This window comes from Paenibacillus sp. FSL E2-0178 (genome assembly GCF_038593005.1).
GTDB classification, from domain to species: domain Bacteria; phylum Bacillota; class Bacilli; order Paenibacillales; family Paenibacillaceae; genus Paenibacillus_AQ; species Paenibacillus_AQ phytohabitans.
The window spans coordinates 5,545,487-5,561,863 of the sequence record NZ_CP151953.1; the positions used below are offsets into that span (position 1 = coordinate 5,545,487).

The 16,377-nt window shown below is 49.7% G+C and carries 16 protein-coding genes; 13 read left to right on the forward strand and 3 right to left on the reverse strand.

Annotation, left to right across the window (positions count from 1 at the left end; translation table 11 throughout):
* Positions 1 to 55 precede the first annotated feature (55 nt).
* Positions 56 to 2,710, reverse strand: a complete 2,655-nt coding sequence (locus MHI42_RS24300; protein WP_342420875.1) for a cation-translocating P-type ATPase — start codon at positions 2,708 to 2,710, stop codon at positions 56 to 58.
* 286 nt (positions 2,711 to 2,996) lie between these two features.
* On the opposite strand from MHI42_RS24300, the gene MHI42_RS24305 reads away from it, so the two are divergent.
* From MHI42_RS24305 to MHI42_RS24330, 6 genes are all read left to right on the forward strand, one after another.
* Positions 2,997 to 3,869 carry a DMT family transporter gene (locus tag MHI42_RS24305; protein ID WP_342420876.1) on the forward strand — a complete coding sequence of 291 codons (873 nt, stop codon included), beginning with the start codon at positions 2,997 to 2,999 and terminating at the stop codon, positions 3,867 to 3,869.
* Between the two features lie 128 nt (positions 3,870 to 3,997).
* On the forward strand, positions 3,998 to 4,489 hold the full coding sequence (locus MHI42_RS24310; RefSeq protein ID WP_342420877.1) for a hypothetical protein: 492 nt from the start codon (positions 3,998 to 4,000) through the stop codon (positions 4,487 to 4,489).
* Between the two features lie 18 nt (positions 4,490 to 4,507).
* Positions 4,508 to 5,323, forward strand: coding sequence for a GNAT family N-acetyltransferase (locus tag MHI42_RS24315; RefSeq protein WP_342420878.1), 816 nt, complete (start codon positions 4,508 to 4,510; stop codon positions 5,321 to 5,323).
* Positions 5,324 to 5,462: 139 nt separating this feature from the next.
* Complete coding sequence (locus MHI42_RS24320) at positions 5,463 to 5,999, forward strand: M50 family metallopeptidase (protein WP_342420879.1); 537 nt, start codon at positions 5,463 to 5,465, stop codon at positions 5,997 to 5,999.
* A 146-nt stretch (positions 6,000 to 6,145) separates the two neighbouring features.
* Positions 6,146 to 6,658: a nuclear transport factor 2 family protein gene (locus MHI42_RS24325; protein ID WP_342420880.1), complete on the forward strand. Its 513-nt coding sequence runs from the start codon at positions 6,146 to 6,148 to the stop codon at positions 6,656 to 6,658.
* A complete protein-coding gene (locus MHI42_RS24330; protein WP_342420881.1) occupies positions 6,655 to 7,314 on the forward strand; it encodes an NAD(P)H-dependent oxidoreductase in 660 nt (219 codons plus the stop codon). The genes MHI42_RS24325 and MHI42_RS24330 overlap by 4 nt, the downstream gene beginning before the upstream one ends.
* 13 nt (positions 7,315 to 7,327) lie before the next feature.
* Here the strand turns inward: MHI42_RS24330 and MHI42_RS24335 are convergent, their stop codons facing one another.
* Positions 7,328 to 7,678 carry a helix-turn-helix domain-containing protein gene (locus MHI42_RS24335; protein ID WP_342420882.1) on the reverse strand — a complete coding sequence of 117 codons (351 nt, stop codon included), beginning with the start codon at positions 7,676 to 7,678 and terminating at the stop codon, positions 7,328 to 7,330.
* Positions 7,679 to 8,015: 337 nt separating this feature from the next.
* Here MHI42_RS24335 and MHI42_RS24340 point away from each other — a divergent pair, with 337 nt between their 5' ends.
* The 7 genes from MHI42_RS24340 (at position 8,016) to MHI42_RS24370 (ending at position 15,144) form a co-directional block, all read left to right on the forward strand.
* Positions 8,016 to 9,434 (forward strand): carbohydrate ABC transporter substrate-binding protein, encoded by a 1,419-nt coding sequence (locus MHI42_RS24340; protein WP_171717546.1) that lies wholly within the window; start codon positions 8,016 to 8,018, stop codon positions 9,432 to 9,434.
* A 244-nt stretch (positions 9,435 to 9,678) separates the two neighbouring features.
* Positions 9,679 to 10,506: a sugar ABC transporter permease gene (locus tag MHI42_RS24345; RefSeq protein ID WP_342420883.1), complete on the forward strand. Its 828-nt coding sequence runs from the start codon at positions 9,679 to 9,681 to the stop codon at positions 10,504 to 10,506.
* Complete coding sequence (locus MHI42_RS24350) at positions 10,496 to 11,347, forward strand: carbohydrate ABC transporter permease (RefSeq protein WP_342420884.1); 852 nt, start codon at positions 10,496 to 10,498, stop codon at positions 11,345 to 11,347. Before MHI42_RS24345 ends, MHI42_RS24350 begins: the two co-directional genes overlap by 11 nt.
* A gap of 208 nt (positions 11,348 to 11,555) precedes the next feature.
* Positions 11,556 to 12,518 (forward strand): AraC family transcriptional regulator, encoded by a 963-nt coding sequence (locus MHI42_RS24355; RefSeq protein WP_342420885.1) that lies wholly within the window; start codon positions 11,556 to 11,558, stop codon positions 12,516 to 12,518.
* A 231-nt stretch (positions 12,519 to 12,749) separates the two neighbouring features.
* Entirely contained in the window at positions 12,750 to 13,646 is an 897-nt protein-coding gene (locus tag MHI42_RS24360; RefSeq protein ID WP_342420886.1) for an SDR family oxidoreductase, read from the forward strand.
* A gap of 197 nt (positions 13,647 to 13,843) precedes the next feature.
* A complete protein-coding gene (locus tag MHI42_RS24365) occupies positions 13,844 to 14,329 on the forward strand; it encodes an isochorismatase family cysteine hydrolase (RefSeq protein ID WP_342420887.1) in 486 nt (161 codons plus the stop codon).
* A gap of 29 nt (positions 14,330 to 14,358) precedes the next feature.
* Positions 14,359 to 15,144 carry an alpha/beta hydrolase gene (locus tag MHI42_RS24370; protein WP_342420888.1) on the forward strand — a complete coding sequence of 262 codons (786 nt, stop codon included), beginning with the start codon at positions 14,359 to 14,361 and terminating at the stop codon, positions 15,142 to 15,144.
* A 103-nt stretch (positions 15,145 to 15,247) separates the two neighbouring features.
* Here MHI42_RS24370 and MHI42_RS24375 read toward each other — a convergent pair whose 3' ends face one another.
* Positions 15,248 to 16,297: an LLM class flavin-dependent oxidoreductase gene (locus tag MHI42_RS24375; RefSeq protein ID WP_342420889.1), complete on the reverse strand. Its 1,050-nt coding sequence runs from the start codon at positions 16,295 to 16,297 to the stop codon at positions 15,248 to 15,250.
* Between the last annotated feature and the right edge of the window lie 80 nt (positions 16,298 to 16,377).

Below are 16,377 nucleotides of genomic sequence, written 5' to 3' on the forward strand. Positions count from 1 at the left end.
TGCACCCCATACCGGGAGTGCAGGCTTTTGGCTATTTCATCCCCTAAGCTAAAGCCTACGCGGCCTGCTTAGACGGCAATGCGCGGCGGACAAGCTTCGCCAGCTCCATCACGATGACCGAGCCTAGGGCAAGGCCAGTGGCTGTGAGCCAGTGGTCCATCCCGAAGGAAGCGGGGATGGAGAAGATGTCTCTGACGCCGGGCAGGACAGCAATGCCGTAGAAGGCAAAGCAGACCATGACAGCGCCGATCACATATTTGTTGCTGAAAAAGCCGGCTTCCACAGAGGTCTGACTGTTGGAGCGGGCCGCGAAGGTCTGGAGCGTACGCGCCAGAATCAGCGTGGTGAAGGCCATGGCGATGCCCATTTCATCGGAATGCTGCAGCCCGATGTACTGGGAGACAATGACGGCAATCCCGATCAGCAGCCCGCGGGTAATGACAGCCTGCATCATGCCTCCGGCGAAGATGCCTTCGCCAATGTCCCGCGGCTTGCGGCTCATTACATCCGGCTCAGCCTTCTCCATGCCCAGGGCAATGGCCGGCAGGGAATCATTGGCCAGGTTAATGAACAGCAGCTGGATGGCGGTGAACGGGTTGATCCAGTCGAAGATCAGTGCGAACAGGATAGCAATGATCGCCCCCAGATTGCCGGCGAACAGATAGGCAATGGCCTTCTTGATGTTGTCGAACACCGTCCGGCCGACAGCGACCGCATTGACGATGGATACGAAGTTATCATCGGTCAGGATCATGGCTGCGGAATCCTTGGCTACATCGGTTCCGCTGCCCATGGCTACACCGATATCGGCCTGCTTCAGGGCCGGGGCATCATTGACGCCGTCGCCGGTCATGGCGGTGATTTTGCCTTTACGCTGCCAGGCACGGACTATTCTGATCTTATTCTCCGGAGAGACACGGGCGTAGACGCCAATCTGCTCCAGTCTGCTGTCCAGCTCCTCCTCGGACATGGCGTCCAGCTCCTGGCCGGTGACCGCGATCTCGTGCTCAGCCATCAGTCCGATATCGCGACCAATCGCCTGAGCCGTGGTCTTATGGTCCCCGGTAATCATGATCGTGCGGATACCCGCCTTGTTGGATTCAGCAATGGAGCCATATACCGCCTCGCGCGGCGGATCAATCATCGCTGAGAGGCCAACCAGCACCAGGTTCTGCTCATCTTCAAGGCCTACTTCCGTGACGGTATTTGGCACGGTCTTATAGGCATAAGCAAGCACCCGCAAGGCTCTGCTGGAGAACTGCTCGTTAGCTTCGGTGAAGCGTTCCAGAACCTCCGGTGTCAGCGGGACCTCCTGGCCGCTCAGCAGCACGTGGGTACATCTGCTGAACAGGACGTCCGGGCCGCCTTTGGTAAGCAGGGCCTTCTGCCCGTCGAAGGTATGCAGCGTCGTCATCAGCTTGCGTTCCGAGTCAAACGGCAGCTCGGCTTCGCGCGGGAAGTTATCGCGGATCTCGCGGTAATCCCGGTTCTTGCTGTTACTGAAGGCAATTAGCGCAACCTCTGTAGGGTCACCCAGCTCCTTGCCTTCCTCGTTGATGTTGGAATCGTTGCAGAGTACGGCGATATGCAGCAGTCTGCGGGCTTCTTCCGACCATTCATCGGCCTGCAGGCTGAACTGCTCCTGCGATCCTTCCGGCAGGAAGTAATCGACAACTGTCATTTTATTCTGTGTCAGCGTACCGGTCTTATCTGTACAAATTACACTGGTTGATCCCAGGGCTTCAACAGCGGGCAGCTTGCGGATAATGGCGTTCTGCCGGGCCATCTTGTTGGTGCCTACGGAGAGCACAATGGTTACAATCGAGGACAATGCCTCGGGAATCGCGGCGACGGCTACAGCGACGGCGAACATAAGGGCATTCAGAATCGCTTCGGTCGTGTCGACCGTATCGTTCGAGAGCCAGACGCGTGCAGCCTGAATGGAGAAGATAAGGATGGACAAGCCGAGAACGGCCAGGCCCAGCTTCTTGCCGAAGCTCTCCAGCTTGCGCTGAAGCGGAGTCTGCTTCGCTTCAGCACTCTCGATCAGACCGGCAATCTTCCCAAGCTCGGTGCCGAGAGCAGTTCCTGTAATGACCAGCGTTCCCCGGCCATAGACAACGAGCGAGCCGCTGAATGCCATATTGCGCCGGTCTCCAAGCGGAGCGTCATGATCAATAGGCTGAATATGCTTCTCTACGGCTTCGGATTCTCCGGTCAGCATTCCTTCGTCAATCCTCAGGCTCCCGGATTCAATAATCCGCCCGTCCGCAGGCACGTAATCGCCAGCCTCCAGGAAGACGATATCGCCGCGGACAAGTTCCCGCGCCGGAATCGACAGCAAGGCTCCGTCCCGGATGACCTTGGCTTCAGGCGCAGACATTTTGCGCAGCGCGTCAAGCGAGCTCTCGGCCTTACGGGTCTGAACAACGCTGATCACAGCATTCAGAATCAGCACTACAAAGATAATGACGGATTCCATGACATGCCCCATCACAATCTGAACTGTTGCTGCTATGAGCAGCACAATAACCATCGGATCTTTGAAATTCTCCAGAAACAGCTTCCAGAGCGGGTCTTTCTGTTTACCCTTTAACTCATTGTAGCCGTCCTTGGTGAGCCGGTTGTCTACTTCAGCAGACGTAAGCCCTTTGGCCTGGCTCTGCACTTCTTCCAGGGTGTCTGTTACACTGCGGCGGTAATACTCCATCAGGTACAAGCTCCTCTCCAGTTTTTCATTCTCTGTATGGTCCAAATCTACGTTAGAAAATATGACAAGTTTCAACATTTCTCGTTCAGACAGTTAAATACTTATACCCAGATGGATGATGTTCGTATAGAATAGAATGAAATTATCTTCTGAAAGTGAGCTGAGAACTAATGCTGTGGTCACCACTATTCGAGAATGATGTACCTGTAGTTCTGATTCCTTAACGGCAGAAAACTACAACTCCGTTAAGGACAAGGAATGTCTAGAACAACGGAGGGTACAAAACATGAAAAACACTTTATTAGGTTCTTTGTATTTATCGCTCGCTGCCAGCATCTGGGGCGGGATGTATGTGGTTGTAAAATACGTGGTGGACGTTGTACCGCCGCTTGAATTAGTATGGATCCGCTATGTAATTGCGGTTATTGCATTGCTCCTTATTGGTATTATTACCAGACAATCGTGGCGTATCGAGAAACGGGATATCCTGTTAATTGTCATGATCGGCGTGATTGGAAATACCATTTCAATCGTAACCCAAGAGATAGGCACGATGCTCTCTACCGCACAAATGGGTGCGATCATTACAGGGGCCACACCAGCATTTATGGTGCTGTTTGCGCGGATTATTTTGAAAGAGAAGATTACCTTTAAAAAGGCCTTTTCCGTTATTTTAGCAACGCTCGGTGTCGGTATTATTGTCGGAAATGCGGGCATTGATCCATCGCTTCAGCTCGGCGGGATATCCCTGCTCGTTGCGGCGCTTACCTGGGCGCTTATGTCAGTGCTTATTAAACGGGTGCCGGGGCACTATTCGCAGATTGTGGTAACGTTCTATGCTGCCCTGGTAGCCGTTGTTTTACTTACTCCTGTTACGATTAGCCGGTTGCCTGATTTGGATGTTAGCGCGTTGATGCATCCGTCAATTTGGGGCGGTCTTGTATATCTGGGGGTAATCTCTACAGCCTGTGGTTTTCTGCTGTGGAACCGTGGATTGCAAATGCTGAATGCTTCAAGCGGGGGATTATTTTTCTTCTTCCAGCCGGTAGTCGGCACTTTCCTGGGGTGGTTATTACTCGGGGAGCAGATAGGCTTGTCCTTTTGGGCAGGGACCGCTCTGATTTGTATGGGAGTTCTGCTGGTCATTAAGGAAAAATGAGTGTGAAAACATCGGGCCGTTCTCAGTTGAGGGCGGCCTGATTTCCGTTCTGCAGAGAGGATAGTGCGGGGGTACTCCCGAATACAGAGGAATGGGAAGCATGTAAGCGTTAAGAAAGGAAGTGCAAAATGGTTGTATTAAGATTCACGCAGGCTTTATTGAAGGAAATGAAAGCTGCACCGATAGAGAATGAGCTAACCGCTCCGTTATTCAGTTGGCACACGAATATGATATGGGTAAATAGACGGAAGCATATCCTCCTCATCAATGATCTAAGCCGGTTGAGTGTGATTTTTAACGGGGTAAGATCGGCTCAGTTAAATAGTTTAACCGATAAGTTCCGCACAGAATTGAGGGATTATCTGGTAAGTGAAGGAATTGAACCGAAGTTAATTGAATCGTATATGAAAGACAGCCAGCAGATCAATATAGCTAGAACTAACAATAGAAGTGTCTTAGGAACAATGAAAGAAGTAACCTTCTTTAATGATCATGCACAAGGAGAACATGCAAGTAAGGAAGAGCATATGAAATGGCTGAACAGAATAATTCACAAACCTATAGATTATGAAAAACCCATAGACGTATTCATAAAAGCAATGGAAAAGCATTATTTGTAAGGACCGGAGGATCTGACAATGATCACAGAGCTTAATAAAGAGGACTTTTATAAGATACGGCATCTCACAAATCCATGTAAAAATATTGAGGCCAAGGCTATAGTTGATGGGATGAACCCGGGTAGGGTCTACGCAGATCATCCGACAGAACCAACAGCAGCGTTAATCTGGATTCAGGGACAGCAGGGGTTTCAAGTCGTTGGTGATGCGTGGAGTTCAGTGTTTGCAGAGAAGCTGGGCGAATACATGCGAACCGTTATAGAACCTGAGCTACAGAAACAAGGGATCAATTGGGTCGAGATCGGCGCGGAGATGGATATCTGGGATGAAACGCTAAGTACCATCTTCGGGGACCGTAATATTTCGGCGGAAAATCAGCATGTGTTCTGTGCAGGAGAGCAAGCGGGAGCGATAGGATTTCAATCTGATGGAGTAACGATCCGGCCAATCGACAGGGAGCTGTTTACGTCAAGGCGATTAGAGAACCATTCATTTGTAGAAGAGAAAATACTGCATTACTGGGAGTCGGCAGATGTTTTCCTTCAGCAGGGACTAGGGTGTTATGCCGAGTATAATAACCAGGTCGTGAGTTTGTGTTTCTCGGCTTTTATTGCAAAAGAGACGCATGCGATTGATATCGAGACCCTGGAAGGATACAGAGGAAGAAATTATGGCACGGCAGTGGCTACTGCACTGTTACAAGAATTCAGACGAAAAGGAATCCGGCCTTATTGGGACTGTACTCCGGAGAACACTGGCTCTATCCGTATAGCTCAAGCAATCGGGATGAAGCCGGATTTTGATTATCGGATATTCTGGTATAAGTTCTCGTGAGGGAATCATGACTGATTCAAGTTAAAGCTATAGGGTTTGAAATTGCAGGGTGTATGCTAGGAGACTCGCGTGATGACACTGGTAGATTAAAATAACTTGAAGGCAGGAAACCGTGTTGAACCGGACTTTTCTTTATATTATGTTGTTTATAGTATTTATCCTCTTGTTATCCATGGTCGAGCCGTCAGTCATGCATGGGGTACTCGCTGCGGTCATATTGACTTTGTTTAAATATCTGGACACGTTCGTACACGAACTCGGACATTATTTGGCAGGAAAGTTAATGGGGTATCCAATAAAATTAGTGGTCATAGGTGACCGGAAACAGTTTTGGAGTGCAGATATCTTCGGCACATCCTTTATATTCTGCTACGGATTTGGCGGGTTAACGTTTATAGAGAGCGGCAAAAAGGCCAGCAGGCTGCGTCATTCTATTTTTGCTCTCGGCGGGGTAATGTTCCAGACGTCTGTAATTGGCATCATCTACTTCACGCTTGGCATTGGCAGTGAACATAATTATTATCTTCCGCTGCTATTCATGGTTCTGAATGTATGGACAATAATAGTTAGTTTATATCCAAGAGATTTTGCCCGGTATGGAAAGTTTTACCCCAGTGACGGATTGCTCTTGAAAAGGATACTACAGGCAAAGACGCCTGCGGACATCGGGTTGTAGCATGACTGGACTGAAAGGTAGTACAGGCATCAAAGACTTTACTTTTCTAAAGTATATATAAAAAAATAGCCTCCTTATGAAAATAATAATTACTTGCTATAGTTTGTCTCGAGGCAATTGAATGCCAAAGAAGGAGAGACAATTATATGACAGATAAGCAGCACCATGAGCAGGCAGTCATGAACGGGCCGGAGATTATTATGAATAAACTCCATCAGCTGGAACGGAGAGTTCAACGGCTGGAGGGAATCGAAGAGATAAAAAAACTGAAAGCACGCTATTTCCGTTTTGTGGATGAGAAGAACTGGTCTGAATTAGCAGAAATTTTCACAGCTGAGGTCAAACTCGAACCTGATGGACATGTGTTCAAAAACGGGGAAGAATTCAGTAAAGTGATAAACGATCTAGTCGGAAAAGCACCTTCCGTTCACCATGGACATATGCCGGAGATTGATTGGATAGATGAGAATCACGCGAAGGGTGTTTGGGCAATGGAAGATTTATTGAGTTTTCCTGATAAGGACGACTCGCCTCCAGGACATAACGGGTATGGTCAATATAGAGAATCCTACGAGCGTGTAGATGGTGTATGGAAAATCAGCAGTTTAAATTTAACCCGGTTCCGGATGGATCCGCTGGCTAACTGGGAGGAGAAATGAATACATCTGCAAGAAAAACAGAGATTCTGGAAACCTTCAACTATCGGCATGCAACCAAAGAATTTGACCCGGAGAGAAAAATTTCTGAAGAGGATTTTCAATTTATCCTAGAGGCTGGCCGGTTATCCCCCAGCTCGGGCGGAAATGAGCCCTGGAAATTCATTGTTGTGCAGAGCCCGGAATTCAGAAATGAATTAGCTCCATATGCATACGGCGCAGTTCGGCAGCTGCCCACATCTAGTCACTTTGTTATGATTTTAGCCAGGAAAGACCTTACCTATGATTCTCCTTATTTAAAAGAGCAGCAAACTCAAACCTTGGAGATGCCTCTGGAAATTTACAAGGGAATGAAGCCGGCATATGCCCAATTTTATCATGACCTGCATTTGGATTCAGAAAGAGCTTTGCTGGACTGGTCCTCCAAACAGACATTTATTGCACTTGGTAACATGATGACGGCAGCGGCGCATATTGAAATCGATTCATGCGCCATCGAAGGCTTCAATCTGGATGCCGTTAATGACCTGCTTCAAAAGAAAGGACTTCTGGGACAGAATGAATATAGCTTAAGTGTCATGGCAGCCTTCGGTTATCGCGTCCGGGAAGGGCGCTCTAAAAAAAGACGTCCGATGAAAGATATCGTACAGTTTGTCTAACGAATTGTCCTTTTTATGAGGATTGCTGGACAGGAGAATCCCATTCATTTTTCCAGTGATTGATCTGCTCAAATACCTTCGAGAAGGCTTTTCCCTTTTCGGTAATTGAATATTCGACGGTTACGGGTACCGTTGGAAAGACCTGGCGGTTTAACATTTGATGTTCTTCTAAATTCCGTAATGTATCTGTTAGGCCCTTCGTATTGACGTTACCTAAATTCCGTCGTAGTTGGTTAAAACGCTGAGGTTCCCTAAGAAGCTGTGTCATCACCAGAAAAGTCCATTTTCCTGAAAGAAACTGTAAAACCTCAGATATTGAATCAATACAGCTACTCTCAAACTTTGATTCTTCCAATGCTCTCATCTCTCATTCTTTTATGATATCGAACTAAAAAATAAAGTAACTAATTTAATTATAGTATAGTGAAAAAGATTAGGACTGTCACTGGGAGTTGTATACTGATTTGGTTATTCGATATGATGTAATGATGCCAGGTTGCCGGTAAGATCGGTGGCCTGTTTTTTTATGCGGAAATTAACTGATCATTCCATTTTTCTATTTTATTCCTAGCACAGAGCAGGAACCAAAAATAGTGGTATTTTTCCCAATGAGGGGTTCCTTATGTCTGAGAGAGTCTGGCACTATAATATGAATGCGGTTACATAAAACCGAGGATTTAATATAAAAGGGGAGGCAAAGTATGAAAAGTATGAAGCGTGTTCTTGCTGGGATCTCTACATTGGTCTTGATGTCATCTGCTCTGGCAGCGTGTGGAGGAAATAATAATTCAAGCTCATCCGGCGCAAACGCCACAACAGCTCCGGCAGCTACAACGGCCGCAGCAGCTACAACAGCTCCAGCAGCAGGATCCGGTGAGAAAGTTACCATCAATCTCTGGAGCTTCACCGATGAGATTCCGAACATGACTACAAAGTATATGGAAACTCATCCCGATGCAAATGTGGAGTTTAAAACTACGGTTATTGCAACTACCGATGGCGCTTATCAGCCTGCTCTTGACCAGGCGCTGGCCGCTGGCGGTAAGGATGCCCCTGATATTTTTGCAGCGGAGTCGGCGTTCGTACTCAAATATACCCAAGGTGATGCATCCACTTATGCCGCCAACTATGCTGACCTGGGTCTTGACGACCAGCTGGTAAAAGACGCAGGCATTGCTCAATACTCGGTTGATATCGGCAGCAAAGACGGCCAGCTGAAAGGTCTCGGCTACCAGGCGACAGGCGGAGCCTTTATCTACCGCCGCTCAATCGCCAAGGATGTATTTGGAACAGATGACCCGGCTGCGATCAAGACTGAAATTGGTCCAGGCTGGGATAAATTCTTCGATGCAGCTGCGAAGCTGAAGGCTAAAGGCTATGGCGCGATTTCTGGTGACGGCGACATGTGGCATGCGATCGAGAACAGTTCTGAGAAAGGCTGGATTGTGGATGGCAAGCTGCATATTGATCCGAAGCGTGAAGAGTTCCTTGATCTCTCCAAGAAGCTGAAAGACAATGGCTACCACAACGATACAACAGACTGGACAGAAGCCTGGTATGCTGATATGTCCGGCTCCGGCGCTCAACCGGTCTTCGGATTCTTCGGTCCAGCTTGGTTGATCAACTACGTAATGAACGGACAGGTAAAAGATACAAATGGTGACTGGGCAGTTACCGAGCCGCCGACTGGCTTCTTCTGGGGAGGCACCTGGTTGCTTGCTAACCAAGACGTAACCAAGGACGATGCCAAGAAACAGGCTGTTGCGGACTTTATCAAGTGGGTAACACTCGATACCTCCGAAACCGGACTCCAGTATTACTGGGCTAACGGAACGATGAAAGAGGGCGAGCAAGGTACGAAGGATAGCGTTGCTTCTGCTGTTGTCATGGATAAGTCTAACGGCGAAGTTCCATTGCTTGGCGGACAGAATATGTTTGATGTGTTCGTTCCGGCTAATGCCAACGCTTCCGGTAAGAACTTGACCCAGTTCGACGAAACGATCAACAAGCTCTGGCGTGATCAAGTACGCGAATATACTGCAGGCAACAAGGATCGTGCGAAAGCAATCGAAACCTTCAAGCAGCAGGTTAAAGATCAGCTGGGTATCGAAAGCGAATAACAAGCGCTGGGTATCGAGCGAGAATAACAAGCATTCGGAGGGGCGGGGAGTCATCCCGCCCCTTCATATCAACTAAAGGGGTGAGAGCATGCGCCGCAAAGGTGTGAACTACTCTAAATTCGGCTATATCTTCACATTTCCGTTTGTTTTGGCATTTCTGATTTTCTCGTTATATCCCATTTTATACACCGCATTCATCGGGTTCACCAATTTGCAGGGATTAATCCCAAAACCGATACATATTTTGGATAATCCTTTTCAGAACTTCAAAGATCTCCTCTTTGATAATGTCTCCTTCAGAAAGTCTCTGATTAACACCGGGATACTCTGGATTGTCAACTTCGTTCCCCAGATCGCTCTTGCCCTCCTACTCACTGCATGGTTCACGAACCAGCGTCTGAAAATAAAGGGGCAAGGTGTTTTCAAGGTTCTGCTCTATATGCCTAATATTATTACAGCAGGTACAATCGCCGTGCTCTTCAGCACTTTGTTCGCCTACCCGATGGGTCCGGTAAACAGCTTTGTTGAATTAATGGGCTGGTCCGACGCTCCGATCTTCTTCCTTCAGGATAAGACGACAGCACGTGGCATTGTGGCGTTCATCCAGTTCTGGATGTGGTACGGCAACACGATGATCATTCTGATCGCAGGCGTTATGGGGATCAATCCTGCGCTCTTCGAGTCTGCATCGATTGACGGTGCGAACGGAATTCAAACCTTCTTCCGGATCACGCTGCCGAGCTTACGTACGATTCTGCTCTTCACACTGATTACATCGATGGTCGGTGGTTTGACCATGTTTGATATTCCGCAGCTTTTCCTTGCAGGCGGACCGGATGACTCTACCCTTACCACGTCCATGTTTATCTACGGTCAAGCATTTAAGGGAAGCTATATGTACAACCGCGCTGCCGCGGCGAGCATGATCATGTTCGTGATTTCAGCGGTATTGTCCGGATTTGTGTTCTATTTAATGCGTGACCGCGATGCGGCAAAAATGAAAAAAATCGAAAAAATGCATCGGAAATCCGCCAAGAGCAGCCGTGAGGGGGGCGTAGCACATGAACAATAATAATAGCGGAGGCGTCACCCGGAGAATTAACAAGACGATTATTTATATCGTCTGCATCTTTTTGGCGGTGCTCAGTATCCTCCCGTTTTGGATCATGTTTGTGAATGCCACCCGCTCTACAGCGGAAATTCAAAGCGGCCTGTCACTGCTGCCTTCGTCGCATCTGATGAGCAACCTGCGGGTGCTGCTGGACAAGAGTTTTGACCCCATTCAAGGGTTTATGAATTCATTTATTATCTCTGCTTCAGCCACTCTTTTAACGGTCTATTTCTCGTCCCTGGCGGCTTATGGGCTTGTGACCTACAGCTGGAAGCTGCGCGGGCCGTTCTTTACCTTTATCCTGTGCGTGATGATGATTCCTTCCCAGGCCAGTGCCATCGGATTCTATCAGTTCATGTATAAAATACATTGGACCAACAGCTTCCTGCCGCTGATTCTGCCTGCAATTGCTGCGCCGGCCGTGGTGTTCTTTATGCGCCAATACCTGCTGGCAACGCTGTCGATTGAGATCGTGGAAGCAGCACGCGTAGACGGGTCAGGTGAATTCAAGACCTTTAACCGGATCATCCTGCCACTGATGGTTCCGGCAGTGGCGACGCAGGCCATCTTCGCCTTCGTAGGCAACTGGAACAACCTGTTCATGCCGCTGATTCTGCTTACACAGAAAGAGAAATACACAATGCCGATTATGGTCAGCTTACTGCGCGGGGATATCTACAAGACGGAGTTCGGCTCGATCTATATGGGGCTGGCGCTGACAGCCTTACCGCTGTTCGTAGTGTACTTCCTGCTATCCCGGTATATTATCGCGGGTGTAGCGCTTGGCGGCGTTAAGGAGTAGTTCCCTATAATTTCATTCCAAGGCCAGGTCTGTTGATTAGCTAAATTGTAGTTATGGTAACGTAGCAGACTTTGGCTAATCAACAGGCGTACTCCTGATAATGGACAACATTATCGGGAGTTTTTTATTATTAGTGTGTATAATAAACGTTACTTGTTCATAAGGATGGAGTTTCATAGATGTCTGAATACCAGGGAGCGGTGGCTATATGATGAGGCTGCAAGATGAATACGCGGTGACAACGGAGCCTGGGAATGCAGAGAGGCTGCTTGAGGCAGAAACAGCCAGACTGGTCCAGCTGATCTCTGCTCTTGTTCCTCATGACGGTACCTTTAGCCAGCGCATACCCGGGCTCTATGTCAGCCGGTATTCACGTACCGATAGGGATACCATCAAAACCTTCTATTCCACCTCGTTTATAATCGTGGCCCAAGGGTCAAAGGATGTCATGATCGGGCAGGAGGTTTATCATTTTGACAAATCGCAGATGATTCTGTTGCCTGTCGCCCTGCCGTTAGCCATGCAGCTCATGGAGGCCAGTTCATCTGAGCCTTATCTTGCCGTGAGGCTGGAGCTTGATCCGCAGCGGATTAGCGAATGGGTCCTGAAGCTGTACCCCCAGGGTTTACCCCCGGTACGTCAGATGAGTAAAGGTTACATTGCTGATGTCAATCTGAGTATCATTAACGCAGTGGCGAGACTGGTGGAATGCCTCCACAATGACGGTGATGCTGAATTGCTTGCCCCGCTGGTTCTGGATGAAATTCTGATCCGGATTCTGCGCAGTCCGATTGGCGCCCAGGTTGTGGAGATGGGGTTCGCGGAGTCGGATATGCAGCGGGTGTCGAAGGTCATAACCTGGCTGCAGGGCAACTTCTCCCGGCAGATGAAGGTTGCTGAGCTGGCGGAGCTGGTACATATGAGTCCATCTTCTTTTCATGTGCATTTCAAGTCCGTCACCTCCATGAGCCCGCTGCAATATCAAAAAGCGCTGCGCCTTCATGAGGCCAGACGTCTGATGTTAGCCAGTGCCATGGACGCGACCACTGCCTGCCGGCTTGTCGGTTATGTGAGTGATTCCCAATTCAGCCGGGATTACAGCCGGTTCTTCGGAAATCCGCCAAGCAGAGATATCGCCGGATTACGTCAGCAAACCCACAGAACCGACTGAACCATTCCTTCGGGAAGCCCGCAGCCGCTTGGTCTGCGGGTTTTTGTGTGCGGTCATAAGACCAGTTCGCCCTTCTTGTAGGATCGGGCAAAAAGTGAAAGGGAACAGGCAAAGGTTCCGGTAATGCGCAGACTATAATGAGTGTAGCCTTGTACGAGCGGCGGCAACCGGTTATGCCGCCAGGGTGCACCGGGCAGTTCTACCACATAATAGTTATTGGAGGAATTTAATATGCGTGTTTTTGTCACAGGTGCTACTGGTTTTGTCGGCTCTGCCATTGTACGTGAATTGATAGATGCGGGGCATGATGTACTGGGCCTCGCCCGTTCGGATGAGGCTGCAGCTGCGCTTGCTGCTGCCGGGGCCGCCATACACCGCGGTTCTTTGGATGATCTGGACAGCCTGCGGCGGGGAGCGGCTGGAGCGGATGGTGTTATCCATGCCGCGTTCATTCACGACTTCTCGGATCTTACGGCTGCAGGCGAGTCAGACCGGCTTGCGGTCGAAGCAATAGGGGCCGAGCTTGCGCAGTCCGGCCGGCCGTTAGTCGTAACCTCTGTGATCGGGCATCTAACGCCGGGTCAGCTGGGAACAGAAGAGAATGCACCCTATCCCGGCTCTGTGAAGCATCGCTCGGCCTCGGAGGAAGCGGCCCTTGCATTGGCAGCGCAGGGCGTACGCGTATCGGTGCTGCGGCTACCGCTATCCGTGCATGGTGATGGCGATATCGGCTTTGTTCCCGGCCTAATCAATATGGCCCGTACTACAGGAATCTCGGGATATGTGGGCGATGGCGCAAACCGCTGGCCAGCTGTGCACCGGCTGGATGCCGCACATCTCTACCGGCTGGCGCTGGAATCAGCTCCTGCCGGAGTTCGGCTGCATGCAATCGGCGATGAAGGTGTGCCGGTCCGTGATATTGCCGGCGTAATCGGCCGCCGGCTCGGGATACCTGTAGTCAGCATTCCCCCTGAAGAGGCAGGAGGGCATTTCGGCTGGCTGGCTCACTTTGTGGCGCTGGATATCCCAGCTTCGAGCATCTGGACCCAAGAGCAGCTTGGATGGAAGCCTGTGCATCCGGCACTCCTTCCAGATTTGGACCGGGAGCAGTATTTCATACGGAGGTAGAGATGGATTACAAGATAAGACTTGTGAACGAAAGTGATAGAGGCTGCCGCGGGCAGTCTCTTTGTCTTGAAAGCTGCATTCATAGAAGGGTAACTGGAGCTGTCAAAAAAATAAATATCGGATGAGTCAGGGCTTATTGTACAATTGGAGGAATGATGTGAAGTTCCTTTTATTTAGCTAATAAGGAGGAAGAATGGATGAAGATCGGTTTGTTAATTATTGACGTGCAAGAGGTGCATTTGAGAAAGGTGGAACAGAAAGTAATAGATCAGGCCTGCGAGTTCATTAACTATGTCTCGGAGCTGCTGCGCTCCAAAGATCATACGGTGATTCATATCCAGGACATCGAGGGGATGCAGCCTTCCGATGAGGAGAAATTCAAGATTATTCCGGGCATTGAAATTAAGGAGACGGATCTTAGAGTGATGAAGGAATATTCGAATGCTTTTTGGAAGACGGATCTGGAAAAGATTGTGCTGGAGCAGGGCATCGATCTGCTGATTCTCTCGGGATATGCCGCTGAGCACTGCGTACTGTTCACCTATAACGGGGCTATGGAAAGAGGGTTCAAGGCTGTACTTCTGCAGGATGGGATTCTAAGCTCGAAGAGTGACGTGATTCCTGCAACCTACAGGGACCGCAAACTGATCTCGTATCCTGTGATTGAGGCGTTAGTGCAGTAAGGGAGAATCGCAGGGCTGGAGGAAGAACAATGGAACGGTATATTGTCTACAATGCGGAGAACAACGATAGAACGGTTGTGGTGCTTCCGGCGCTTGGTGAACGAAAGGAAATATACGCTCATTTAGCTGCGCAAATGGCAGATTTCAGGTTCATAGCAATCGACCTGCCAGGGCATAACCAGGATGATCAGGCAGATGTGTCGATTGGAGCTTTTGTACGGGAGATTAAAAGGATTCTGAATGATCTGCAGATTCCGGCAGCGCATTTCGCAGGGAATTCCATTGGCGCATGGATATGTGAGGCCTTTTATGCGGAGTATCCTGCTGATGTGAAGTCACTTACTTTGCTCGATGGCGGATATTATTTCCTTGCGGACAGGGAAGAGGATGAGGGGGAGATTACGTTACCCGTCATTGATAGTCTGGAGGAGCTTGAACAGGCAGTGGATGAAACCGTCCTGGCGATGGATAAGCTTGCTGAATCTGAACGACAATTATTCAAGGACTATTTATTGAATAACTTCTACCTGTTGGATGATTCTTACATACATCATAGCCGTAAACAAGCCCTAGATCATCTGAGCAAGGAAGTAACTGCCACCGATTATTGCCTGAAGCAAGCGGCTGATATTCCTTTGATATTGCTGTTGGCAGAAGAGAGTATGGATGAGTTCAGTCTTGAGAAAATGCAGCTTTTCAAGGTTGCCCACCCTGATGCGGATGTGAAAATAATCGGTAGCGGCTATCACTTCCTCCCGATTACGAATGCGGTAGATGTGGCAGCGGCGATGCGTGAATTGCTAAGTCCGCAGTAACACCGCTTCTTTATTTCAGCCGGAGCATAAGAATACGCCAAAAACACTTCAAGAGCTGTTAAGCGACTGAAGTGTTTTTGGCGTATTAGGGTCACAATATCAGTTATTTAGCCTCAGTGCGTGCTAATTCCTTATGCACGATAGGGGCAACCTTGGTGCCCAATAGCTCAATGGCGCGCAGCACCTCGCGGTGCGGCATGGTGCCTACATTCACATGCAGGAAGAAGCGGGTCACGCCAAGATTCTTGCGCAGCAGGAGGATCTTCTCGGCTACATATTCGGCATCGCCGACATAAAGTGCGCCGCGCAGGCTGCGGGCATCGTCAAAGGCCGCACGGTTGTAGGTTCCGCCCCAGCCCCGTTCGCGTCCGATGACATTCATCTGGGCTGCGGTGGACGGGTAGAACAAGGCGGCTGCCTGTTCGTTAGTTTCACCTACGAAGCCATGGGAGTGCGTGGCAATCTGCAGCTTGTCTGGATTATGTCCCGCGCGGACAGCGGCCTCCTTGTATAAGGCGACAAGCGGAGCGAAGCGTTCCGGCATACCGCCAATGATCGCGAAAGCGATCGGAAGGCCGAGCGTTCCGGCCCGCACGGCAGATTCAGGATTGCCGCCGCTGGCCACCCAGACGGGAAGCGGATCCTGGACGGCGCGGGGATAGACGGCAAGGTTATTAATCGCCGGGCGATGACCGCCGCGCCAGGTGACCTTCTCGGAAGCGCGGATCGCCAGCAGCAGCTCCAGGTTCTCCTCGAACAATTCATCATAATCATCCAGGCTGTAGCCAAACAGCGGGAAGGACTCAATGAATGAGCCGCGGCCTGCCATAATCTCTGCCCGGCCATTCGACAGTCCGTCCAGAGTGGCGAAATCCTGGTACACCCGGACCGGATCATCTGAAGACAAGACGCTGACCGCGCTGGTCAGTCTGATCCGCTTGGTCGTAGCTGCCGCGGCGGCAAGAACTACAGCCGGAGCGCTGCCTGCATAATCGGCCCGGTGATGTTCACCTATGCCATATACGTCCAGGCCCACCTGGTCAGCGAGCACAATTTCTTCTACGGCTTCGCGCAGTCTCTCCGCATGGCTAATGGCCTTGCCGGTTACCGGATCAGGCGTAGTCTCCAAAAACGTGCTTATTCCTATTTCCATCAATTGTTTCTCCTCGGCCATATCAATCCGCCCCCTTCTTCATGTACTCATTCTACTATACTTTATAATGTTTCTCAACT